The organism is Sphingobium sp. TomMM7A (genome assembly GCF_055397305.1).
In genome coordinates, this window is sequence record NZ_AP027311.1 from 48,471 (window position 1) to 70,296 (window position 21,826).

At 63.8% G+C, this 21,826-nt stretch carries 23 protein-coding genes; 15 read left to right on the plus strand and 8 right to left on the minus strand.

Translation table 11 applies throughout. From position 1 onward, the window contains the following. Nucleotides 1–6 precede the first annotated feature (6 nt). Nucleotides 7–1,152: a serine hydrolase gene (locus ACZ5ZH_RS00250; RefSeq protein ID WP_464771788.1), complete on the minus strand. Its 1,146-nt coding sequence runs from the start codon at nt 1,150–1,152 to the stop codon at nt 7–9. 158 nt (nt 1,153–1,310) lie between these two features. Here ACZ5ZH_RS00250 and ACZ5ZH_RS00255 point away from each other — a divergent pair, with 158 nt between their 5' ends. Beyond that, nucleotides 1,311–2,156, plus strand: a complete 846-nt coding sequence (locus tag ACZ5ZH_RS00255) for an alpha/beta fold hydrolase (protein ID WP_464771789.1) — start codon at nt 1,311–1,313, stop codon at nt 2,154–2,156. Between the two features lie 11 nt (nt 2,157–2,167). On the opposite strand, the gene nadB is transcribed toward ACZ5ZH_RS00255, so the two are convergent. From nadB to purM, 5 genes are all read right to left on the minus strand, one after another. Continuing rightward, entirely contained in the window at nt 2,168–3,772 is a 1,605-nt protein-coding gene (gene nadB, locus ACZ5ZH_RS00260; RefSeq protein ID WP_464771790.1) for an L-aspartate oxidase, read from the minus strand. Between the two features lie 5 nt (nt 3,773–3,777). Next, complete coding sequence (locus ACZ5ZH_RS00265; protein WP_464771791.1) at nt 3,778–4,209, minus strand: endonuclease domain-containing protein; 432 nt, start codon at nt 4,207–4,209, stop codon at nt 3,778–3,780. An 8-nt stretch (nt 4,210–4,217) separates the two neighbouring features. Beyond that, nucleotides 4,218–5,156: an ABC transporter ATP-binding protein gene (locus tag ACZ5ZH_RS00270; RefSeq protein WP_464771792.1), complete on the minus strand. Its 939-nt coding sequence runs from the start codon at nt 5,154–5,156 to the stop codon at nt 4,218–4,220. 72 nt (nt 5,157–5,228) lie between these two features. Further along, on the minus strand, nt 5,229–6,179 hold the full coding sequence (gene purN, locus ACZ5ZH_RS00275) for a phosphoribosylglycinamide formyltransferase (RefSeq protein ID WP_464771793.1): 951 nt from the start codon (nt 6,177–6,179) through the stop codon (nt 5,229–5,231). A 130-nt stretch (nt 6,180–6,309) separates the two neighbouring features. Continuing rightward, a complete protein-coding gene (gene purM, locus ACZ5ZH_RS00280; protein ID WP_464771794.1) occupies nt 6,310–7,404 on the minus strand; it encodes a phosphoribosylformylglycinamidine cyclo-ligase in 1,095 nt (364 codons plus the stop codon). Nucleotides 7,405–7,588: 184 nt separating this feature from the next. On the opposite strand from purM, the gene ACZ5ZH_RS00285 reads away from it, so the two are divergent. The 10 genes from ACZ5ZH_RS00285 (at nt 7,589) to ACZ5ZH_RS00330 (ending at nt 17,103) form a co-directional block, all read left to right on the plus strand. Then, nucleotides 7,589–8,791, plus strand: a complete 1,203-nt coding sequence (locus ACZ5ZH_RS00285; RefSeq protein ID WP_464772659.1) for a heavy-metal-associated domain-containing protein — start codon at nt 7,589–7,591, stop codon at nt 8,789–8,791. Beyond that, complete coding sequence (locus ACZ5ZH_RS00290; RefSeq protein WP_464771795.1) at nt 8,788–9,420, plus strand: P-loop NTPase family protein; 633 nt, start codon at nt 8,788–8,790, stop codon at nt 9,418–9,420. Before ACZ5ZH_RS00285 ends, ACZ5ZH_RS00290 begins: the two co-directional genes overlap by 4 nt. A gap of 10 nt (nt 9,421–9,430) precedes the next feature. Continuing rightward, entirely contained in the window at nt 9,431–11,569 is a 2,139-nt protein-coding gene (locus ACZ5ZH_RS00295) for an RNA degradosome polyphosphate kinase (RefSeq protein WP_464771796.1), read from the plus strand. Nucleotides 11,570–11,575: 6 nt separating this feature from the next. Beyond that, entirely contained in the window at nt 11,576–13,090 is a 1,515-nt protein-coding gene (locus ACZ5ZH_RS00300; protein WP_464771797.1) for a Ppx/GppA phosphatase family protein, read from the plus strand. A 190-nt stretch (nt 13,091–13,280) separates the two neighbouring features. Beyond that, complete coding sequence (argB, locus tag ACZ5ZH_RS00305) at nt 13,281–14,186, plus strand: acetylglutamate kinase (protein ID WP_230463238.1); 906 nt, start codon at nt 13,281–13,283, stop codon at nt 14,184–14,186. A gap of 155 nt (nt 14,187–14,341) precedes the next feature. Then, a complete protein-coding gene (locus tag ACZ5ZH_RS00310; RefSeq protein WP_196225267.1) occupies nt 14,342–14,632 on the plus strand; it encodes a YggT family protein in 291 nt (96 codons plus the stop codon). Next, entirely contained in the window at nt 14,629–14,952 is a 324-nt protein-coding gene (locus ACZ5ZH_RS00315) for a DUF167 domain-containing protein (protein ID WP_464771798.1), read from the plus strand. The genes ACZ5ZH_RS00310 and ACZ5ZH_RS00315 overlap by 4 nt, the downstream gene beginning before the upstream one ends. Further along, nucleotides 14,949–15,842 carry a bifunctional methylenetetrahydrofolate dehydrogenase/methenyltetrahydrofolate cyclohydrolase FolD gene (gene folD / locus ACZ5ZH_RS00320; protein ID WP_464771799.1) on the plus strand — a complete coding sequence of 298 codons (894 nt, stop codon included), beginning with the start codon at nt 14,949–14,951 and terminating at the stop codon, nt 15,840–15,842. The genes ACZ5ZH_RS00315 and folD overlap by 4 nt, the downstream gene beginning before the upstream one ends. Next, nucleotides 15,839–16,489, plus strand: a complete 651-nt coding sequence (locus ACZ5ZH_RS00325; protein ID WP_464771800.1) for a YybH family protein — start codon at nt 15,839–15,841, stop codon at nt 16,487–16,489. The genes folD and ACZ5ZH_RS00325 overlap by 4 nt, the downstream gene beginning before the upstream one ends. After that, entirely contained in the window at nt 16,486–17,103 is a 618-nt protein-coding gene (locus ACZ5ZH_RS00330) for a MarC family protein (protein ID WP_464771801.1), read from the plus strand. Before ACZ5ZH_RS00325 ends, ACZ5ZH_RS00330 begins: the two co-directional genes overlap by 4 nt. Nucleotides 17,104–17,284: 181 nt before the next feature. On the opposite strand, the gene ACZ5ZH_RS00335 is transcribed toward ACZ5ZH_RS00330, so the two are convergent. Next, entirely contained in the window at nt 17,285–17,965 is a 681-nt protein-coding gene (locus ACZ5ZH_RS00335; protein WP_464771802.1) for a YiaD family glycine zipper/OmpA-like lipoprotein, read from the minus strand. A 153-nt stretch (nt 17,966–18,118) separates the two neighbouring features. On the opposite strand from ACZ5ZH_RS00335, the gene ACZ5ZH_RS00340 reads away from it, so the two are divergent. From ACZ5ZH_RS00340 to ACZ5ZH_RS00355, 4 genes are all read left to right on the plus strand, one after another. Next, nucleotides 18,119–19,435, plus strand: a complete 1,317-nt coding sequence (locus ACZ5ZH_RS00340; protein WP_464771803.1) for a hemolysin family protein — start codon at nt 18,119–18,121, stop codon at nt 19,433–19,435. A 160-nt stretch (nt 19,436–19,595) separates the two neighbouring features. Beyond that, nucleotides 19,596–19,964 (plus strand): ArsR/SmtB family transcription factor, encoded by a 369-nt coding sequence (locus ACZ5ZH_RS00345; protein ID WP_464771804.1) that lies wholly within the window; start codon nt 19,596–19,598, stop codon nt 19,962–19,964. Further along, the gene (locus tag ACZ5ZH_RS00350) at nt 19,961–20,629 is read left to right on the plus strand and encodes an aquaporin (RefSeq protein ID WP_449471068.1); all 669 of its coding nucleotides are present in this window, start codon (nt 19,961–19,963) and stop codon (nt 20,627–20,629) included. Before ACZ5ZH_RS00345 ends, ACZ5ZH_RS00350 begins: the two co-directional genes overlap by 4 nt. Nucleotides 20,630–20,690: 61 nt before the next feature. Beyond that, complete coding sequence (locus ACZ5ZH_RS00355) at nt 20,691–21,032, plus strand: ArsC/Spx/MgsR family protein (RefSeq protein ID WP_464771805.1); 342 nt, start codon at nt 20,691–20,693, stop codon at nt 21,030–21,032. 101 nt (nt 21,033–21,133) lie between these two features. Here the strand turns inward: ACZ5ZH_RS00355 and ACZ5ZH_RS00360 are convergent, their stop codons facing one another. Next, a complete protein-coding gene (locus ACZ5ZH_RS00360; protein ID WP_449471072.1) occupies nt 21,134–21,793 on the minus strand; it encodes a c-type cytochrome in 660 nt (219 codons plus the stop codon). Between the last annotated feature and the right edge of the window lie 33 nt (nt 21,794–21,826).

The following is a 21,826-nucleotide window of genomic DNA, read 5'->3' on the forward strand; positions in this document are numbered from 1 at the left end:
GCGGCGTTATCGCTTTTCGTGGTTCGCGGCCACGGCCTTTGCCACCGCCTGCATGAGTTGCCAGCGCGTCGGGATCGATTCGGTCGTGCTGCCGATCATTACCGCGACCGCATAGCTTGTCCCGTCTGGCGCCGTCATGATGCCGACGTCGTTGAAGCCGGTCGAGCGAGCGCCTAGTTCCTGCCCGGTCCCGGTCTTGTGCAGATAATGCCAGCCAGCGGGCACCCCGCCCTTGATACGCTGCGGCCCGGTCTTGGCTTCGCTCATGATGGACATCAGCAATTGGGCCGAAGCGGGGGACAGCATGCTGCCTTCCTTGAGCTTGGCCAGCGCATGCACGATCGAAGAGGGCGCGGCTCCATCAGGCGGGCTGGCGAGATAATTGTCGAGCGCCTTCGCTCGCGCGGCCATCGGCAGCTTGGCACGAGCCGCGTAGAAATTGCGGCCGATCGAATAATCCTGCCGCCACTCCAGACCCGCGGTCGTCGCCTGCAACAACCGTTCGCCCGGCCCGAAGCGGATATCCTTGATGTAGCGCCGTGACAGATAGGATCGCACAGCCTCCGGCCCGCCAACCGCGCGCAGCAGGGTGTCGTTCGCCGTATTGTCGCTTTGCGTCATCGCGCGGCGCATCAGGTCGGAATAGGTCGTCGTCCATCCGCTGTTGCCCACCAGCGCAGCACTTGGCTGGTGGAACAGGGTCAGGTCTTTCCGCGTGATCGTCGCCGAATCAGACAGGCGAATCTTGCCGCGATCCACCGCGTCGAGGAACGTCATCGATACCCAGAGCTTCGACACGCTCTGCTGCGGGAAAAGCGAGTTGCCATTCCACGCGACCGTCCAGTCGCTGCCGATGCGGCGAACGGCGATGCCGACTTTTCCGCTGAAGCTCTGGCCCAGGTTACGAACGACGCTGACGAGAGCGGGGGGCGGCGTTTCGCGTTGATCGACGTCCAGCGCCTGGAAAGGTTTTGGCGGATTGGCGACAGGCTTGATCGGAAAGGTCGATGTCGTCGGCTGCACCCGCGGCGTGGCGCGCGCATGAGGTTCCACAGGTGCGCTGACACAAGCCGAAAGCGCCGCCATCAACAAGACAAGACGGGCCGAACCGCCATAAGGACGCGTGTCGCGCCCGTCATTTCCATTCTTCATCTGCGTCCCCGCGCTCTCCCTACCTCTCTTGGTGGCGCGAGCCTTCCGACTGACAAGGTTCATGCGACGAATGATTCCACAATTGCGATGTAAGGAGTCTGAACGGAATGCTTCTTGCGCTCAGTTAAGGTTAAGCCGCGACCGGGGATGGAGGCGAGATGAACATAGGGGTTTTGGACCGGCGAATGCTCCTGCTGGGCGGCGCGGCTGTGGCGGGCGCGCTGATGTTCGGCAGCACGGCTATGGCTGCTCCGTTCGCGTCGCGCAGGATCGCCGTGACCGTTCGGGGCACCGGACGCGACGTGATATTGATAGCGGGTTTGGCGAGCGGCCCGGGGCTGTGGAACGGCCTGATGGCGGCTTTGCCGGGCTATCGCTGGCACCTTGTCCATGTGCGTGGCTTTGCGGGATTGGCGGCCGATGCCAATGTGAGCGGCCCCCTGATCCAGCCGCTGGCGGATGAGATTGCGCGCTACATCAGTTCGGTAGGGCTGCGGCGGCCAGCGGTCGTGGGACATTCCATGGGCGGTACGCTGGCGATGATGCTGGGGCTGAAGGGCGTGGCGGGCCGATTGATGGTGGTCGATATGCTGCCCGACGGCGGGGCCATGGTGGGCGGCACCGCGCGCGGCATGGGCTATCTTGCCGACCAACTCAGCCAATATTTCACGGGAACCAAGGCAGGGCGGAGCTACCTTGCGCAGATATTGGCGCAAGCTCCCGGTGCCAGGGGGAGTGACCCGGACGTCATTGCCAATGCCCTTCGCGACCTCGCCAATATCGACCTTGGGCCGCAGCTTGGCCGGATCAGCGTACCCATGGACGTTGTTTACGCCACCGGGGCCAATGCCAGTCAGGCGGCGCAGATCGGTCGAAACTTTCGCGCGGCCTATGCTGCCAAGAAGGATTTGACGCTGACGCCGATCGGGCCGGGCGGCCATGTTATCATGGCGGATCAGCCCGCGCGGTTCAGCGCGGCGGTGAAGCAATTCCTGTCCAGTTGAGCCGCCCACCGTCAGGGCGCGAGCACCGTGTCCACGGCCTCAGGCAGCATGTCCGGATAGTCCAGCGTGTAGTGCAGGCCCCGGCTTTCCTTGCGGCGGAGCGCTGAGCGGACGACCAGACGGGCGACTTCCAGCAGGTTGCGTAGTTCGATGAGGTCGGGCGTCACGCGGAAATGGCCGTAATATTCGTCCACTTCCTTGGCGAGCAGGTCGATGCGATGCTGCGCGCGCTCCAGCCGCTTGGTGGTGCGGACGATGCCGACATAGTCCCACATGAAGCGGCGGATTTCCTTCCAGTTGTGCTGGACGATGACCTCTTCATCGGAATTGGTGACGCGGCTTTCGTCCCATGGCCGGATTGGCGGGGGCGCGGGCAGATCGTCCCAATGGGCGCGGATGTGCCGAGCCGCCGTCTCGCCGAACACGAAACATTCGAGCAGGGAGTTGGAGGCCAGACGGTTGGCGCCGTGGAGGCCGCTTTCGGTGACTTCGCCAGCGGCGTAGAGGCCGGGCATGTCGGTGCGGCCGTCCAGATCGATGATGACACCGCCGCAGGTATAATGCTGCGCCGGGACGACCGGGATCGGTTCCTTGGTGATGTCGATGTCGAGATCGAGCAGCCGGGCGTAGATGGTCGGGAAGTGGTGCCTGACGAACTCCGGTTCCTTGTGACTGATGTCGAGATGGACATAGTCGAGGCCGAGCCGCTTGATCTCATGGTCGATGGCGCGGGCTACGACATCGCGCGGGGCGAGTTCGGCGCGGGGGTCGAAGCGGGGCATGAAGCGCTCGCCGCCGCCTGGGACGCCGGGGGGGAGCTTCAGATGGCCGCCTTCGCCGCGCACCGCTTCGGTGATCAGGAAATTCTTGACCTCCAGATTATAGAGGCAGGTCGGGTGGAACTGGTTCATCTCCATGTTGGAGACGCGGCAGCCCGCGCGCCACGCCATGGCGATGCCGTCGCCGGTCGCGCCGCGCGGGGCGGTGGAGAAGAGATAGGTGCGGCCCGCGCCGCCGGTGCAGAGGATCGTCGCTTTCCCTAGCAGCGCATCGACATGCTTGGTCCGCTTGTTGAAGGCGTAGACGCCCCAGACATGACCGTCGCCAGAGTAGCGCTCGCCATGGCGGGATGTGATGAGGTCGATGGCGACCATATCCTCCAGCAGGGTGATGTTGGGATTGGCGCGGGCGGCCTTCAGGAGCGCGACCTGTACGGCGTGGCCGGTGGCGTCGTCGACGTGGACGATGCGGCGGTGGCTGTGCCCGCCCTCCCGCGTCAGGTGCCAGCGTTCGCCAAATTCCTCGCCGCCGTTGAAGGGGACGCCGAGTTTCGCCAGCCTTTCGATGGCGGCGGGGGCTTCGGATACGACCAACTCGACCGTTTCGCGATTGTTGAGGCCTGCGCCTGCGACCATGGTGTCGTTGACATGAGCTTCGAAACTGTCCCCGCCGTCGAGGACGGCGGCGATGCCGCCCTGCGCCCAGTTGGTCGAGCCGCTGTCGAGGGCGGCTTTGGCGAGGACGATGACCTTGCGGTCTTGCGCCAGGTTGATGGCGGCGGTGAGACCGGCCGCGCCGGAGCCGATGATGACGACGTCGTGGGTGGTGGTGGGCATTACTTCTACTGCTCCCCTCCCGCTTGCGGGAGGGGCCGGGGGTGGGCCTGCGCAAGGGTGGTCTGGATGTGCGTTATGACGCCTTCAAGATTTTTCATCACATCGGCATTGGAAAAGCGCAAGATTTGATAGCCTCGGGTGAGGCAGTAATCTTCTCGGCGATTGTCATAGGCAGCGCGATGATCATGGGTTTCGCCGTCGATCTCGATGATGAGGTTCAGTTCACGACACAGGAAATCGGCGAAGTAAGGACCTATCGGTATCTGGCGGCTGAATTTGTGGCCGAGTTTGCGGGCGCGGAGTTGTTGCCACAATAGTCGTTCGGGAGTCGGGACGGTGTTGCGGAGTTGCTTTGCTCGGGCGGTGTTTCTGTTTTGGAAAGGTTGCGCAGGCCCACCCCCTAACCCCCTCCCGCCAGCGGGAGGGGGAACAGGCATGCCCCCTGTCACGCCGCTGCCGTCAGGTGGAGGAAGACATCCTCCAAGTCAGGGTCTCGCGTGACGACGTCCACGATCGAGAGGCCGCTGGCCTGGACGGCGCTTAAGACCTGCCCGGCGTTGGCGCGGTCCTTCATGTAAGTGATGGTCAGCGTGCGCGGGTCGGACAGTTCTACCTTCTCGAAACACGGAGCGTCCGGCGCGGCGGTGATGTCGCGATCGACCGTCACCTGCACGACCTTTTCCTGCGCCATGGCGATCAGTTCACGGGTCGGCTTGTCGGTGATCAGTCGGCCATGGTTGATGATGCCGATGCGGTCGCACAGCTCTTCGGCTTCCTCGAGATAATGGGTGGTGAGGACGATGGTCACGCCCTGCGCGTTAAGTTCGCGGACATAGGCCCAGAGCTGCTGGCGAAGCTGGACATCCACGCCTGCAGTCGGTTCGTCGAGCACGAGGATCGGCGGCGAATGGACCATCGCCTTTGCCACAAGCAAGCGGCGCTTCATGCCGCCCGACAGGGTGCGGGCATAGGCGTTCGCCTTGTCCTCCAGATGGACAGCGCGCAGCAGTTCCATCGAGCGGCGGCGCTCCTTTGGCACGCCATAATAGCCCGCCTGATTCTCCAGCGTCTCGAACGGCGTGAAGAAGGGGTCGAAGACGATTTCCTGCGGCACGATGCCAATGCTGTTCTTGGCATTGCGGGGGTTCTGGTCGATGTCGAAACCCCAGATTTTCGCCGTGCCGCTGGTCTTGTTGACGAGGCCGGCGAGGATGTTGATCGTCGTCGACTTGCCCGCGCCATTGGGGCCGAGCAGGCCGTAAATCTGACCGCGCGGGATGGTGAGGCTGATATTGTCGAGCGCGCGCTTGCCGCCCGCATAGACTTTGGTGAGGTTGGTGATCTCGATCGCGGGCATGGGGGCGGGGGCGAAGCTGTCGGTCATGGCGGCTTATGTGGAGTGGAATGGCTGAAAATGAAAGTCACCTGTTCCTGCCTGCGCAGGAACAGGGTGCTTTCAAAACTCGTCAGCTACGTCCATCAGGCCCATGAGCTTCCTGGGCGCTATTTCCCGCCAGCTTTTTGCCAGCCGGTCGTCAATATGATCCCAGTCGGTGTCGCCAAGGTCGAGGCGGATGCCGACCCAGCCGTCGCCGAAATAGGCGGGGCGGAAATAGCGGGCGGGGTCGCTGTCGATCAGCATCGCCTGTTCTTCGGGCGCTGTGGTCTTGACGAGCAGGGCAGTGATGCCGTCGCCATGATGATCATGGCTGAAATAGGCGAATTTCTTGCCTTTTTCGATGCCGAAGCAGGGCATGCCGTGGGACGTTACCTCATCCGCCTGGGGAAGGGCGAGGGCGCGTTCGCGGACCTTGGCGAGCAGCCATTCGGGCTGGCGCTCGCGGGTGACGAAATCAGCGAGGGTGCGGGAGTAGAGTTGATGCTCGGCGATCAGGATGCGGGCGGCTAGGCTGTCGGCGGTGTCGCCGGGGAGGATGGCGACCTCCGTCTGCGCCAGCACCGGGCCGTCGTCCAGTTCGCTGGTGACGACATGAACGGAGCAGCCCGCATGGCTGTCGCCCGCGTCGAGCGCCTTTTGGTGGGTGTCGAGGCCCTTATATTTGGGGAGGAGGCTGGGGTGGATGTTGAGCATCCGGTCTTCCCAGCCTGCGACGAATTCGGGGGAGAGCAGGCGCATGTAGCCGGCGAGGGCGACATAGTCCGCGCCTGCCTTGTGCAATTCTGCGTCGATGATCTGGTCGAACTCGGCGCGTTTTAGCCCCTTGTGGCTTTGGGCGAAGGTGGGGATTCCTTCCGCTTGGGCGAGGGTGAGGCCAGCGGCTTGCGGGTCGTTGGCGGCGACCAGGACGATCTCATAGGGGCAGGATGGGTGCTTGGCGGCGTAGAGCAGCGCCGCCATGTTGGACCCTCGCCCGGAAATCAGGATGCCGACTTTGGCCTTTGTCATATCATCCCCGTTCAGCTGTTCAACGAGTCACTTGCCTCGTTCGAATGTCGAAGCCCTGCTCTTTCTTGAAGAAAAGTGAAGCCCTTCGACAAGCTCAGGGCGAACGGCTTTCTTATCTCGACACTTTGATCTAACCCAGATGCGTGGCGGTCCAGTCGGCCTTGGCGCTCCAGGTCTCCTGGCTTCCCTTGACGGTGCAGCCTTTTTCGCCAGCTTCGACCACGCCGACGCGGACGACGGTTTCGCCCGCGGCTTCCAGTTCGGCGGTCACGCTGTCCGCCGCGTCAGCGTCCACCGCGAGCACCATGCCGACGCCGCAGTTGAAGGTGCGGGTCATTTCTTCCGGTTCGATATGGCCCTGCGCTTGCAGGAAGGCCATCAGGGGGGGCTGCTCCCAGCCGTCGGCGTCGACCACGGCATGACAGCCTTCGGGCAGGACGCGAGGGATGTTTTCGAGGAGGCCGCCTCCGGTGATATGGGCGAGCGCGTTGATCTTGCCGCCGCGCACCAAAGGAAGCAGCGGCTTCACATAGATGCGGGTCGGGGCCATCAGCGCGTCGATCAGCAGTATTTCATTGTCGAAGATCGCCGGTCGGTCGAGCTTCCAGCCCTTGTCTGCGGCGAGGCGGCGGACGAGCGAGAAGCCGTTGGAGTGGACGCCCGAGGAGGTGAGGCCGAGGAGGATATCGCCTGCCTTCACCTTGTTGCCGGTGAGCGCCTTGCTGCGTTCAACCGCGCCGACGCAGAATCCGGCGAGGTCATAGTCTCCGGCAGCATACATGCCCGGCATTTCAGCGGTTTCGCCACCGATGAGGGCACATCCAGCTTGCTTGCAGCCTTCGGCTATGCCAGCGATCACGCGTTCGGCGACGCCGCTCTCCAGCTTGCCGGTGGCATAATAGTCGAGGAAGAAGAGCGGCTCGGCGCCCTGGACGATGAGGTCGTTGGCGCACATGGCGACAAGGTCGATGCCCACGCCATCATGGCGGTCATGGTCGATGGCGAGCTTGAGCTTCGTGCCGACGCCGTCATTGGCCGCGACCAGCAGCGGGTCGTCATAGCCAGCGGCCTTCAGGTCGAAGAAGCCGCCAAAGCCGCCGAGTTCAGCATCAGCGCCAGGACGGCGGGTTGCCTTGGCCAAGGGGGCGATGGCGCGGACCAGTGCGTTGCCCGCTGCGATATCGACGCCAGCCTTGGCGTAGCTGTAGGATTCGGTGTCGCTCATGCCCGCGCCCACTATAGCAATGATGCGGAAAACGGAACGGCAAATGGGTTGCCGCTTGGCAGATGGGGGAAATCTCGCCAAAAGGGCGCGCGTGAGCCTGTCCACTGCCTTCCAAAGCCATATTTTCCGGCCTTCGTCGCTGATCCGCCGCTTGTCGCGGCCCGTCCAGATTCTCGGCGCGATCATGCTGGGCCTAGCTGCCGCGGCCTTGTTCGCGCAGATGGAGGGCGAACGCGGCGTGCCGCCGATCGCGAGCGGGGGCGATTATCAGGTCAGCGGCATCAAGGTCGATGTGCTCGGCAAGGACGCCAACAGCGCGCGCCTCGCGGGCTGGCGGCTGGCGCAGCGGCAGGGCTGGCGGATGCTGTGGACGCGCACCCATGGCGCGGCCGGGGTGCCGAACCTTTCCGATTCGCAGCTTGAGGCCATGATCTCCGGCGTGGAGATCGAATATGAGCAGGTCGGGCCGACCCGCTACATCGCGACGCTGGGCATTTTGTTCGACCGCGCGCGGACGGGGCAGCTGCTGGGCGTATCTGGTCATGTCATGCGCTCGCCGCCGCTGCTGGTCATTCCGGTGATGTGGGATGGCGGGTCCGCCGTGTCCTATGAGCGGATCAATGAGTGGCAGAAGGTCTGGGCGCGGTTCCGTACCGGGGACAGCGCGATCGATTATGTGCGGGTGAGCGGATCGATCGCTGACCCGATCCTGCTGAATGCCGGTCAGGTGGGGCGTCGCGGGCGGCTTTGGTGGCGCGTGTTGCTGGATCAATATGGCGCGGCCGATGTGGTGGTGCCGATCGCGCGGCTTCAGCGGGAATATCCGGGTGGTCCAGTGAGGGGCACCTTCACGGCGCGCTATGGGCCGGACGATACGTTGATCGGCAGCTTCTCCCTACGCGCGACCGCCGAAAGCGCGATCCCGCAGATGATGGATGAAGCGGCGCGGCGAATCGATCAGCTTTATACCGCTGCGCTCAATGACGGTCGTTTGCGTCCTGACCCCTCGTTGATCATCGAGGAGCCGGTCGATCCGGACGCGCTCGCGATCGAAAATGGGACCGAACAGTCATTGGAGACGACCGAAACGCCGGTGCCGTCGGCGACGACCAGCAGCGTTTCGATCCAGTTCGACACGCCCGATGTAGGATCGGTGGCGCAAGGCGAGGCGGCGGTGCGGTCTATCGTGGGTGTCAGGTCGGCGGCGACCAGCAGCCTTGCTCTGGGCGGGACTTCCGTGATGCAGGTCAGCTTCGACGGCAGCGTGGATGCGCTGCGTGCCGGGCTTCAGGCGCGGGGCTTCACCGTGTCCGGTTCCGGAAATATGCTGCGCATCAGGCGGGGCGGCGCGGCGCTTGGCGGGGCGGGAACATCGGCGCCGCAATGAGCCAGATCAGCCTGCCGTTCGAATGGCCAGGGCAGGGGACGGACGATGACTTCCTGGTCAGCGAGGCCAATCATGTGGCCGTCCGCCATCTGGAAAATTGGCGCGAATGGCCCTTGGCTATCAGCGTGTTGAGTGGCCCGGCCCGGTCGGGGCGATCGATGCTGGGCCGCCGTTTCGCCGCGATGAGCGGCGGCACGGTGATCGACGATGCGCAGGGGCAGGACGACCGGCTGCTGTTCAACGCCTGGAATGATGCGCAGACGAGCGCCAAGCCGCTATTGCTGATCGGGGACAGCGCGCCGACGTTGTGGGACGTGGCTCTGCCGGACCTCCGGTCGCGCCTTGCCGCCGCGCCGCATGTCGCGATCGAGCAGCCGGACGAGCCGCTTGCCCGGGCGCTTGTCGAACGGGCGCTTGGCCGCGCCGGTTCGCGTTATGCGCAGGATTTGCCGGAGTGGCTGCTGCGCCGGATCGAGCGCAGCTATGCCGCGATTGCCGAGGCTGTTCGCCTGCTTAACGAGGCGGCATTGTCATCGGGACGTAAGATTTCTGTCGCTATGGCCAAAGAGAGCCTGCAAGCGGCGGGTTTCTTGCCTATAGTGGCGGACGATCCGCACCCCTCATCATAGTGAGAGAGACGTGGCCGAAGCTGATCCGTCCGCCAGCCTGACACTGCCTACCGACCGCTATTTCAACCGGGAGCTGTCCTGGCTGGCGTTCAACCAGCGCGTGCTGGAAGAGGCGATGAACCGCGCCCATCCGCTGCTGGAGCGGCTGCGTTTCCTGTCGATTTCCGGCGCGAACCTGGATGAGTTCTTCAGCGTGCGCGTGGCGGGCCTTAAAGGCCAGCAGTTGCAGGATGTCGATATGCGGTCGGCCGATGGGCTGACCCCCGCGCAGCAACTTGCCGCGATCACCGATGAAACCGCGCGGCTGATGACGGCGCAGCAGAAGGTCTGGGGCGCGCTGCATGGTGAGCTGACGCGGGTCGGGATCGAGGTCATGGGTCCTGCGAGCGAGATCGATGCGGGCAGCGAGACATGGCTGCGCGAGCATTTCCTGAGCCAGGTTTTTCCGATCCTGACGCCACAGGCGCTGGACCCGGCGCATCCATTTCCTTTCATCCCCAATCAAGGGCTTTCGATCGTCTTTGACCTCGAAAGGCTGTCGGACAAGCAGCCGATCCGCGAACTGGTGATGATCCCGTCCTCGCTCGCCCGCTTTGTCCGCATGCCGGGCACGCCTGCGCGCTACATGGCTTTGGAAGCGGTGATCCGCCGTTTTTCGGGCGATCTCTTCCCCGGCTATCGGGTGCGCAACAGCGGTGTGTTCCGCATCATCCGCGACAGCGACATCGAGATTGAGGAAGAGGCGGAGGATCTGGTCCGCTATTTCCGCAGCGCCATCAAGCGCCGCCGCCGGGGCCGCGTGATCCGCATGGAGATTGAGGAGCGCATCCCCGAGCCGGTCGAGGAAATGTTGCAGGACATGCTTCAGGGGCATGAGGCGATCATTGCCGAGGTCGAGGGCTTTGTCGGCATCGGCGACCTGAGCGGCATTGTCGAGGAAGACCGGCCGGACTTGAAGTTCGAACCCTATGCGCCGCGCTTCCCCGAGCGCATTCGCGAATATGGCGGGGATTGCTTTGCGGCGATCCGGGCGAAGGACATTGTCGTCCATCACCCCTATGAAGCGTTCGACGTCGTCGTTTCGTTCCTGAAACAAGCTGCGTCCGACCCGGATTGCGTCGCGATCAAGCAGACGCTGTATCGCGCGGGCAAGCAGTCGGCGATCATCCGTGCGCTGATCGACGCGGCGGAGGCGGGCAAGTCGGTGACGGCGGTGGTCGAGCTGAAGGCGCGGTTCGATGAAGAGCAGAACCTGATGTGGGCCGACGCGCTGGAGCGGGCGGGCGTGCAGGTGGTCTATGGCTTCATCGACTGGAAGACGCACGCCAAGGTGTCGATGGTCGTGCGGCGGGAGGGCGAGGCGTTCCGCACCTACTGCCATTTCGGCACGGGCAATTATCACCCCGTCACCGCGCGCATCTATACTGACTTGAGCTTCTTCACCGCCGATCCCGCCTATGGCCGCGATGCCGCCGCGCTGTTCAACTATATCACCGGCTATGTCGAACCGCAGAGCCTTGAAAAGCTGGTGATGAGCCCTCGCGACCTGCGCGATCGGCTCTGTCAGCTTATCGATGCGGAGATCGAGCATGTCCGCGCTGGCCGCCCCGGCGATATCTGGGCCAAGATGAATTCGCTGGTCGATCCGGCGATCATCGAGAAGCTGTATGCCGCCAGCAATGCGGGAGTGCAGATCGACCTGATCGTGCGCGGCATCTGCTGTCTGCGGCCGGGCGTGCCGGGGATGTCGGAAAATATCCGGGTGAAGTCGGTCGTCGGCCGCTTTCTGGAACATAGCCGCATCACCGCTTTCGGTAATGGCAAGGCGCTGCCCAATAATGGCGCGAAGGTGTTCATCAGCTCGGCTGACTGGATGCCGAGGAACTTTGACCGCCGTGTCGAATTTCTGGCTCCTGTGGAGAACCCGACCGTTCACGACCAGATTCTGGACCAGGTGATGGTCGCCAACCTGATCGACACCGAACAGAGTTGGGAGCTGGACAGCGACGGCCATTATGCCCGCGTCGATTCGACGGATCGCCCGTTCAACCTGCACCGCTATTTCATGACCAACCCGTCTTTGTCAGGCCGGGGTGCGTCGCTGGATAGTGGGGCGGTGCCGACATTGCGCCTGCGCGGACGGGCCTGAACGGTCATGAATTCGATGCTGAGCCAGGTGCGCGCCATCGCTGAAACGATGGTGACCTCACCTGCCCATGCCAAGGCGCGTACGGCCATCATCGACATCGGGTCCAACAGCGTGCGCTTAGTCGTCTATGACGGGCCACGGCGCATCCCCTTCATCCTGTTCAATGAAAAGGTAATGGCGGGGCTGGGCGCGTCGCTTGGGCGGACGGGACGGATCGAGCCGGAAGCCATGGAGCGCGGATTGCGGGCGGTAGGGCGCTTTGCCCATCTGTGCCGCGAGATGGAGGTGCGGGACGTGCGCTGCGTCGCCACCGCCGCCGTGCGTGATGCCGCCAATGGCGAAGAGTTCATCCTGCGCGCCAAGGACATGGGCCTCGAAGTCGAGTTGCTGTCCGGGAGGCAGGAGGCGGTTGCGGCGGCCTATGGCGTTCTGTCGGGCATCCCCGGCGCGGACGGCATTGTTGGCGATCTGGGCGGCGGCAGTCTGGAACTGGCGCGGGTACGCGACGGCGCGGTGCATGAGACGATATCGCTGCCGCTGGGCGTGCTGCGCCTGCCGCAGATCCGGGCGAAGGGGCCGGCCGTTCTGGAACGGCAGGTGAAGAAGATGCTGGCGAAGGCGGGCTGGAATGCCGGACCTGACCTGCCCTTCTATCTGGTGGGCGGGTCGTGGCGCGCTCTGGCCCGGTTCGACATGCAGCTGACCAACTTTCCGCTGCCGGTGGTGCATCAATATGCGATGCCCGCCGCCCGCGCGGAGCAGCTGACGCGGATCGTGTCGCATGTGGGCCGGGCGCGGTTGAAGGATATTCCGTCGATCACCGGATCGCGCGTGCCGACTTTGCCCGATGCGGCGGCGTTGCTGTCGGTGGTCGTCCGGCAGTTGAAGTCGAGTGAATTGGTCGTGTCGGCCTATGGCCTGCGCGAAGGGCTGCTGTTCGAGGATCTGCCCGCTGACATTCGTACGCATGATCCGCTGCTGGTGGCGGCGGAGGCGGAGGGCGAGGCGCAGGGGCGCTTCGCGGGCCATGGCGACATGATCGACCGCTGGATTGGGCCGCTGTTCCGCGACGATGAGCCGTCCTGGCGGCGCATCCGTCGGGCCGCTTGCCTGCTGGCCGATGTGGGTTGGCGCGCCAATCCGGATTTCCGGGCGGAACGTGGGGTGGAGATTGCCCTGCACAGCAATTGGGTGGGCATTACGGCCTGCGAACGGGCGATGCTGGCGCAGGCGTTGCATAGCAATTTCGGTGGAGCTGCTGCCCCTGTCCCAGGCATTGGCGAACTGGCTTCTGCCGCAGCGCTCAAAAGGGCGACTTTGTGGGGGCTGGCTATCCGTCTTGGCCAGCGGTTGTCGGGCGGGGTCGAGGGGCCTTTGCTGGCGTCGAAGCTGGAGATGTTGGGCGACACGCTCGAACTGCGGCTGAAAGGCGTGGACATGGACCTGTTTGGCGAGGCGGTCGAGCGGCGGCAGCGGCATCTGGCGCAGGCCATGGGGGTTAAGTACCGGATGGCCTGGTGAGTGGTGGTGAATCTTAGGCAATTGACATCGTCACCCCGGACTTGATCCGGGGTCCCGCTTACCTTCATCCGCCAGTTATCCTTGGATAGCGGGACCCCGGATCAAGTCCGGGGTGACGAGGGGTAGATAATAGCGGCTTCCGATGCCGCCAACTTGCCCCCGCATCTATAAGGCCCTATTGCGCGCGCCCATGAACAGCAAGCACGCCCCCGACCCCGCTCTCCTCGCCAAGGCCGAAACGCTCGTGGAGGCGCTGCCCTATATGCAGCGATATGCGGGGCAGACGTTCGTCGTGAAATATGGCGGCCATGCGATGGGCGATCCGGAAGCCGCGCGCGACTTTGCCGAGGATGTCGTCCTGATGAAGGCGGTCGGCATCAATGTCGTCGTCGTGCATGGCGGCGGGCCGCAGATCGGCGCGATGCTCAAGAAGCTGGGCGTCGAATCGCACTTCGTGAACGGCCTGCGCGTCACCGACAGGGAAACGGCGCAGATTGCCGAAATGGTGCTGGCGGGCTCCATCAACAAGGAAATCGTCGGCTGGATTTCCGGCGCGGGCGGGAAGGCTGTGGGCATTTCCGGCAAGGATGGCGGGCTCGTCCTGTGCGAGAAGGTCGGCGATACGCGGGCGCCCGATCCCAATTCGGGGATTGAGCGCAATGTCGACCTCGGCTTTGTCGGCGATCCGGTGAAGGTCGATCGGTCGATCCTCGACACGCTGACGCAGAGCGGCATCATCCCGGTCATCGCGCCGGTGGGCATTGGTGCTGACGGACACACTTATAATGTGAATGCCGACACCATGGCGGGCGCGATCGCGGCGGAGCTTCAAGCTTCGCGCTTCTTCCTGCTGACCGATGTCGCGGGCGTGCTGGACAAGCAGGGGCAGTTGCTGACTGACCTCGACCCGGCGGCGATCAAGGTGCTGCAAGAGGATGGCACGATCAGCGGCGGCATGATTCCGAAGCTGGAAACCTGCGTGAAGGCGGTCGAGGGCGGCGTGGACGCTGCCGTCATTCTAGACGGACGGGTGCCGCATGCGATGCTACTGGAGATTTTCACGAAGCGCGGTGCGGGTACTTTAGTGCGGCGGTGAGGGATTCTCGCACCGTCATCCCAGCGAAAGCTGGGATCTTAGGCCCGGTTGCGCTTCCTCTCCTGAGATCTCAGCTTCCGCTGGGATGACGACAGGAACCCTTGTCGCGGCCTCCCCCGCTCGGCTAGAGCAGCGGCAGTCAATTTGGAGACCGCATGGCCTACGCGCTCTATCAGATCATTGTCATCCTGCTCGATGTGCTGTGGTGGATCATCATCATCCAGGCGATCATGAGTTGGCTGATCGCCTTCAATGTCATCAACACGTCCAGTGACATCGTGCGCACGATCATCGTGGCGCTCGACCGGATGACGGCGCCAATCTACAATCCGATCCGAAGGGTGATGCCTGACCTTGGCGCGCTCGACCTGTCGCCGATGGTCGTGTTGCTCGCCATCCTCATCATCCGACAGGCCATATTGCCGCCGCTCTTCGGGCTGGTGTGAGCGTCTGGAGGCAGGACGGAAACGACCTGCTGCTCTCTGTCCGGTTGACGCCGGGCGCGGCGCGTGAAGATATCGGCGGGTGCTGGACGGACGAGAAGGGTGCGCAATGGCTGGGCGCGCGCGTCCGCGCCGTCGCGGAAAAGGGCAGGGCGAACACGGCGCTCATCGCGCTGCTCGCCAAGGGACTGGACTGGCCACGTAGCGCGATTTCGCTGGAATCGGGTGACACCAACCGGCTAAAGCGGCTTCGTATCAAGGGCGGTGTCGACGCGCTGGCGCGCCTGTCCGCCATCATCAAGGAACGGGTTGAGGCAGCATGACCATCGGCAAGATCATCGACGGAAAGGCCTTCGCCGCCACGCTGCGCGCGAAAGTGGCGGAGGGCGTCGCCGCCTTTGTCGAACGTACGGGGCGCAAGCCGGGGCTGGCCGTCGTGCTGGTGGGCGATGACCCGGCCAGTTCCGTCTATGTCCGCAACAAGGGCAAGATGACGGTCGAGGCGGGCATGGAAAGCCTGGAGTTCAAGCTGCCCGCCAGCATCGGCGAGGATGCGTTGCTCGAACTGGTCGAGGAATTGAACGCCGATGACCGGGTGGACGGCATCCTCGTCCAATTGCCGCTGCCCGACCATATTGACGAGGCGGCGGTGATCGGCACGGTCGACCCGGCCAAGGATGTGGACGGGTTTCATGTCGTCAATTCCGGGCGGCTGGCGACGGGGCAGGAGGCGCTGGTGCCCTGTACGCCACTGGGCTGCATCATGCTGCTGAAGGATGAGTTGGGCGACCTGTCAGGCATGGAGGCGGTGGTCGTGGGCCGGTCCAACATCGTGGGCAAGCCGATGGCGCAATTGCTGCTGGCTGAGAATTGCACTGTGACCATCGCGCATAGCCGCACGCGGGACCTGGCTTCGGTCGTGCATCGCGCCGACATCGTGGTGGCGGCGGTGGGCCGTGCCGAGATGGTGAAGGGCGAATGGATCAAGCCGGGCGCCACCGTCATCGACGTGGGCATCAACCGCGTGACGGATACCGAGGATGGCAAGAGCCGGATCGTCGGCGACGTCGCCACGGCCGAAGCGCTGGCCCATGTGCGGGCGATTACCCCGGTGCCCGGAGGCGTGGGGCCGATGACGATCGCGGTGCTGCTGCGCAATACGCTGGTGGCGGCTCATGCGCGCGCGGGGCTGGCAAAGCCGGAGGGGCTGTGAAAGCAAAGCGGGCCGTCCTGATCGCGGCTTGCCTTATCGGGCTGGTCGCGGCGCGGCCCCCGATGCGGCATCAGCCCGATCCCAGTTCCGTCTTTGCCGCCGAAATCGCCTTCAACCGTCTGGCGCGGGACAAGGGGCAATGGACCGCCTTTCGCGAGACCGCCGCCGAGGATGCGGTGATGTTCGTGCCGCAGAGGGTGTTGGCGAAACAATGGTTGAAAGGACGCGCCGATCCGCCCAAGCCAGTCAGCTGGACGCCGTCCGTCATCCATGTGTCGTGCGACGGCAATCTGGCGGCGAGCACGGGCAATTGGCAGCGGCCGGATGGAACGGTCGGCTATTTCACGACGATCTGGCGGCGGGACAAGCAGGGCGCTTGGAAATGGGTGCTCGACCATGGCGATACGCTGGCCGCGCCGCGTCCTGCGTCGGAGTTTCTGGTGGGGAAGGTCGCCACCTGCAAGCGGGGCAAAGCGCCTGAGATGGTGGGCGCCAAGGCGAAAGCAGCGGTGCCACCTGCCGATGAAAGCCTGTTGTGGAATGCGGAGGCTGCGGCCGATGGCAGCCGCCATGTCAGCGTGCGGGTCTGGAACGGGACCGGCTATGACCTTGTGATCGACGACAAAGTGGCGGCGCCGGGGGCATGATCGAGCTGTTCATCTCCGCCTTCGTCACGCTGTTCGTGGTCATCGATCCGCCCGGCTGCGCGCCCATCTATGCCAGCCTGGCGACCGGTGCGAGCCATGCGCAGCGGCGGGCGATGGCGATCCGCGCCGTTGGCATCGCGGCGGTGATCCTGTTTATCTTTGCGCTGTGGGGGAAGCAGCTGCTGGGGGTGCTGGGCATCGCGCTCGACAGTTTCCGGATCGCGGGCGGGATCATGCTGTTCATCATCGCCATGGACATGGTGTTCGAAAAGCGCACCCAAAGGCGCGAGGACCGCGCGCACAAGATCGCCGAGACGCCTGAGGTCGAGGATGTGTCGGTTTTCCCGATGGCGATGCCGATGATCGCCGGGCCGGGATCGATCGCCACGGTGATGCTGCTGATGTCGCAGGCCGAAGGACTCGGCGAGCGGCTGGTCGTCATGGGCGCGGTGCTGGTGACGCTGGTGCTGATGCTGGGCGCATTGCTGGCCGCTGGGCCGATCATGGCGCGGCTGGGCAGCAAGATCGAGGCAGTGATTACCCGGCTGTTGGGCGTTCTGCTGGCGGCGCTGGCCGCGCAGTTCGTGATCGATGGGTTGAAGGCGAGTTTTTGAGGTTCGGTTTGCCTTTCTCCCCGTTCGGGCTCAGCCTTTCGAAGCCCTTCACTTCTTAGAAGAAAAGAAGAGCCCTTCGACAGGCTCAGGGCGAACGGTATTTTTTGGGGAGGCGGCTCGCCCACGAAAAAGCCGGGAGCGCTTGTGGCGCGTCCCGGCTCCGTTCGAAGTGGCGGCAGGCTTAAGCCCGGACGTCGCTTTCCGTGACCGGCGCGATCTTGATTTCGACGCGGCGGTTGCTGGCCTTGCCCTCGACCGTGGCGTTGGAGGCGATGGGCTGCGTTTCGCCGAAGCCGCGCGTTGCGATGCGAGCCGACTGGACGCCGTGGCTGGTCAGATAGTCAGCGACCGACTGGGCGCGGCGTTCTGACAGGGTCTGGTTATAGGCGTCCGCACCGTCGCTGTCGGTGTGGCCGTATACGTCGATATAGGTTTTGGGATATTGCGAGAGGACCGAGGACACTTCGTCCAGCGTCGGGCGGAACTGCGGCTGCACGGCGGCGCTGTCGATGGTGAAGGTGATGCCCGATGGCATGCGCAGCACCAGATTGTCACCATCGCGGATCACGTCCACGCCACTGCCAGCGGTTTCCTCGCGCAGCTTGCGTTCCTGCGCGTCCATGTAAGCGCCGATGCCTGCGCCCGCGACCGCGCCGATGCCCGCGCCCAGGATCTTTTCCGTGCGGTCACGCTTGCCGCCGACCAGATCGCCGAGCAGATAACCGCCCAGCGCGCCGCCGATGCCGCCGATCGCGGCCTTGGAAATCTGACGCTGCCCGGTGTTGGGGTCGGTCGTGCAGGCGGCGGTGGCGAGCATGGCGGCCAGACCTGCCGTACCCATGATGCGATGAGAAATCCGCATAGATTCAGTTCCCTTTTTGTCTTGCACCCGAAAGCGCGGATGCAGGCCCCAATCGTCAAAGCCCGCTTTTTGTTCCACAGGCGAACTGAACCGCAGGTGAGGGGACGGTTGTGAAACTGTAAGGAACAGGGTTATAGGGCGTAGCTGACCACCATGGCCACGATCCCCCCGCACGCTCCGACGCCCTTTCCCTGGGCAGACCTCGTCATCATTCTGGCGCTGGTCGCTTTGAATGGCGTTTTTGCCATGTCGGAACTGGCGATCGTGTCGGCGCGCCGCCCCCGGTTGCAGGCGATGGAGAAGGCGGGTCGTCGCGGCGCGCGCACGGCGCTGATGCTGGCGAGCGACCCCGGCAAGTTCCTGTCCACGGTCCAGATCGGCATCACCCTGATCGGCATCATCGCTGGCGCCTATTCCGGCGCGAGCCTTGGCGGACCCGTTGGCGAGCGGCTCCAGCAATTCGGATTGTCGCCCAATAGCGCCGAGAGTCTGGGTTTTGCGCTGGTCATCGGCCTGACCACCTATGCCTCGCTGATCATCGGTGAACTGGTGCCCAAGCAGTTTGCCCTGCGCTCGCCTGAACCCATTGCGGTCCTGATGGCGACGCCGATGCTATGGCTCGCCAAGATCACCGCGCCGATCGTGTGGGTGCTGGACGGGTCGAGCGCGCTCATCTTCCGCCTGCTGCGCATGACGCGGGAGTCGGAACATCATGTGACGGCCGAGGAATTGCACCTGATCGTCGCGGAGGCGAGCCGGTCTGGCGTGATCGAGGAAAGCGAGCGCGCGATCATTTCGGGCGTCGTGCGGTTGGCCGACCGGCCGGTGCGCGAAGTCATGACGCCGCGCATGGATGTGGACTGGATCGACATCGGCGCGGATGATGAAACTATTCGGGCGAGATTGCTCGAAACGCCGCACACTCGACTGCCGGTGGGCCGTGGAACGGTCGAGGATATTATCGGCGTCGTGCAGGCGCGCGACATCATGACCGCGCTGTTCAGGGGAGATCGGCTGAACCTGGAGTCATTGATGCGCCGTGTGGAGGTCGTGCCCGATCAGGTCGATGCGATGGACGCGCTGGAAGTGCTGCGCCGTGCGGACGTGCCCATGGTGATGGTGCATGACGAATATGGCCATTTCGAAGGCATCGCGACGCCCGCCGACCTGCTGTCCGCCATCGCGGGGCATTTCGCGTCCGATCGCGACGTGCATGATGAACCTGACCTTGTCGAACGGGAGGACGGCAGCTTGCTGGTGTCGGGCCAGATGCCGATGGACCTGCTCGCCGATCGGATCGGTATCGACCTGCCCGAGGACCGGGATTATGCCACGGTCGCGGGCCACGCGCTGTGGCTGCTCAAGCGCTTGCCTGAGGTCGGTGATTTCATCGACGACCAGGGGTGGCGATTTGAAATTGTCGATATGGATGGGCGCAAAATCGACAAGCTGCTGGTCGCGGAGCGTTAAAACGGCCTTCTGGCGACATTGCAGGAGATTCGGGTCGGCTTGTGACCAGGGCCGGTCATAAGGACGCTTGATTCCGATAGGCGAACGCACCCATTGGCTTGGGCGAGATAATTCGATATTTCGGATTTTATCGAATAGTCGAATCGGAAGGTCGCCATCCGTGGCAGGTGAAAATCAGCAGATGTCGTTACCGGACGCCGTCGAAGCACTGTCGGCATTGGCGCATAATCACAGGCTGGCCGTCTTCCGCCTGCTTGTTCGTGCGGGTGCCTCGGGTGTCCCGGCCGGAGAAATAGCGCGCGAAGTGGGGGCATTGCCAAGCACGCTCTCCACGCATCTCACCATCCTGGGGCACGCTGGCCTGATCCAGTCCCGACGCGAGGGGCGATCGGTTATTTACTCCGCCGATTATGAGGGGATGGGTGATCTTCTGAAGTTCCTCGTTTCCGACTGCTGCGCAGGACGTCCGGAAATCTGCGCGCCTTTGGTCGCCATGGTGGACACCGCAAATTGCTGTTCGCCTCAATGACAGTCATCCGCAACATTGCCGCTGAAGCCTTGGGCACGGCCATGCTGTTGGCCGTCGTCGTGGGGTCGGGGATCATGGGACAGCGGCTTGCCGCCGGTAACGATGCGATTGCATTGTTGGCGAACACGGTGGCGACCGGGGCGGGCCTCGTCGTCCTGATCCATATGTTCGCGCCGCTGTCAGGCGCACATTTCAACCCGGCGGTAACGCTTGTTTTCCTGCTGCGTGGTGAAGTCACCCCCCAAAAGGCTTTGCAATATGTGGTCGCACAGATTTGCGGCGCCGTTGTTGGCGTATGGACCGCGCACGCGATGTTCGCCGAGCCAGTGTTGCAAATCTCAACAAAATTGCGTGACGGCTGGGGGCAGGGTTTTGCGGAAGCCGTCGCCACCTTCGGCCTGATCGGGACGATATTGACGACACAGCGGTCCCGACCCGAGTTCACGCCGACGGCGGTGGGGCTCTACATCACGGCCGCTTACTGGTTCACGGCGTCCACATCCTTCGCCAATCCCGCCGTGACCGTGGCTCGCGGCCTGACGAACAGCTTTGCGGGGATTGCGCCATCATCGATCCCCTTGTTCATCGGCGGCCAAAGTGCAGGCGCCATAGTCGCGCTGATGGTGTTTGGCTGGCTTTTACAGGAGGACCCGTATCGTGCCTGATACCTTTCCCGTTAGGATATATCACAATCCCGATTGCGGCACGTCGCGTAACGCGCTCGCGATGATCCAGGCTGCGGGCTATCGTCCCGAGGTCATTGAATATCGCGACATCGGCTGGACCCGTTCCCTACTGGAGCGCCTGATCGCCGATATGCGCGCGTCGCCGCGTGATCTGTTGCGAGAAAAGGGCACGCCTGCCGCGGAACTCGGCTTGATGGGCGCGGATGCCACGGATGATCAAATCCTGGCGGCGATGGTCGAGCATCCCATTCTTGTGAACCGCCCTATTGTGGTCTCCCCCCTGGGCACAAAGCTGTGTCGTCCCTCAGAGGTCGTATTGACCCTATTGGACCGCCAGCCTGATCGATTTACCAAGGAGGATGGTGAAGTCGTAAAGCCCTGAGACGACCCGAGTTTCAAAAAGGCGCATTTCCCAAACGCAACGGGCGCGGCATTCACTGCCGCGCCCGTCAGGTTCAACAGGAGGGGCCGACCCCTCCGCTATTATTTGCCAGCAGCGGCAGGTCCGGTCGCCGGAGCCGCGTTGGCCGGAGCCTTGCCCTCGACGCTTTCGGCAGCGTTCGTCGCATTGGCGGCGGCTTCGCCGGGCGTTGCGCTCGCTTCTGCGGGTGCGGCATCGGCGGCGGGCAGGGGCAGGTTGGAGCCCTGCGTGTTGAGCCATGCGATCAGGTTGGCGCGGTCGGCCGGGTTGCCGAGGCCCGCGAAGGTCATCTTGGTGCCGGGCGCGAATTCACGCGGGCTGGTCAGCCAGTGATCCAGATTCTCGAAGGTCCAGTTGCCGCCCTTCTTCTTGAGCGCGTCGGAGAAGGCGAAGCCGCCCTTGCCCTGTCCGATGCCTTCGCCAACGGTTGCGTAAAGGTTGGGGCCGATGCCGTTGGCGCCGCCCTGGTTGACGGTGTGGCAGGCCGCGCACTTGGCGAAGACCTTTTCACCGGCGGCGACATCCGCGCTGGCGAGAAGCGTGTTCAGGCCGGGACCAGCAGCTGCGCCGCCTTCGCCCTCGGCCTCCACGCCTTCGATCGCGTAGCCCATCTTTTCGGGCCGTTCGTCATGGAAATATTTGGAGCTGACGATGCCGCCACCCAGCGCAATGATCCCCGCAAACAACGCCCAGCCTGCAATGGTGTTGAAACGATCACTCATTTCGCTTGGATTCCCTTGAATTTCTGTTCTGGC

Coding starts and splice junctions, on each gene's coding strand:
- ACZ5ZH_RS00330 (WP_464771801.1), top strand. CDS start 16,486: ATGATCGAGCTGTTCATCTCCGCCTTCGTCACGCTGTTCGTGGTCATC.
- ACZ5ZH_RS00285 (WP_464772659.1), top strand. CDS start 7,589: ATGCTGGGCCTAGCTGCCGCGGCCTTGTTCGCGCAGATGGAGGGCGAA.
- ACZ5ZH_RS00290 (WP_464771795.1), top strand. CDS start 8,788: ATGAGCCAGATCAGCCTGCCGTTCGAATGGCCAGGGCAGGGGACGGAC.
- ACZ5ZH_RS00355 (WP_464771805.1), top strand. CDS start 20,691: ATGATCCAGGCTGCGGGCTATCGTCCCGAGGTCATTGAATATCGCGAC.
- purM (WP_464771794.1), bottom strand. CDS start 7,404: ATGAGCGACACCGAATCCTACAGCTACGCCAAGGCTGGCGTCGATATC.
- ACZ5ZH_RS00310 (WP_196225267.1), top strand. CDS start 14,342: ATGGCCTACGCGCTCTATCAGATCATTGTCATCCTGCTCGATGTGCTG.
- ACZ5ZH_RS00340 (WP_464771803.1), top strand. CDS start 18,119: ATGGCCACGATCCCCCCGCACGCTCCGACGCCCTTTCCCTGGGCAGAC.
- ACZ5ZH_RS00350 (WP_449471068.1), top strand. CDS start 19,961: ATGACAGTCATCCGCAACATTGCCGCTGAAGCCTTGGGCACGGCCATG.
- ACZ5ZH_RS00255 (WP_464771789.1), top strand. CDS start 1,311: ATGAACATAGGGGTTTTGGACCGGCGAATGCTCCTGCTGGGCGGCGCG.
- purN (WP_464771793.1), bottom strand. CDS start 6,179: ATGACAAAGGCCAAAGTCGGCATCCTGATTTCCGGGCGAGGGTCCAAC.
- argB (WP_230463238.1), top strand. CDS start 13,281: ATGAACAGCAAGCACGCCCCCGACCCCGCTCTCCTCGCCAAGGCCGAA.
- folD (WP_464771799.1), top strand. CDS start 14,949: ATGACCATCGGCAAGATCATCGACGGAAAGGCCTTCGCCGCCACGCTG.
- ACZ5ZH_RS00270 (WP_464771792.1), bottom strand. CDS start 5,156: ATGACCGACAGCTTCGCCCCCGCCCCCATGCCCGCGATCGAGATCACC.
- ACZ5ZH_RS00335 (WP_464771802.1), bottom strand. CDS start 17,965: ATGCGGATTTCTCATCGCATCATGGGTACGGCAGGTCTGGCCGCCATG.
- ACZ5ZH_RS00300 (WP_464771797.1), top strand. CDS start 11,576: ATGAATTCGATGCTGAGCCAGGTGCGCGCCATCGCTGAAACGATGGTG.
- ACZ5ZH_RS00265 (WP_464771791.1), bottom strand. CDS start 4,209: ATGCCTGTTCCCCCTCCCGCTGGCGGGAGGGGGTTAGGGGGTGGGCCT.
- nadB (WP_464771790.1), bottom strand. CDS start 3,772: ATGCCCACCACCACCCACGACGTCGTCATCATCGGCTCCGGCGCGGCC.
- ACZ5ZH_RS00360 (WP_449471072.1), bottom strand. CDS start 21,793: ATGAGTGATCGTTTCAACACCATTGCAGGCTGGGCGTTGTTTGCGGGG.
- ACZ5ZH_RS00250 (WP_464771788.1), bottom strand. CDS start 1,152: ATGAAGAATGGAAATGACGGGCGCGACACGCGTCCTTATGGCGGTTCG.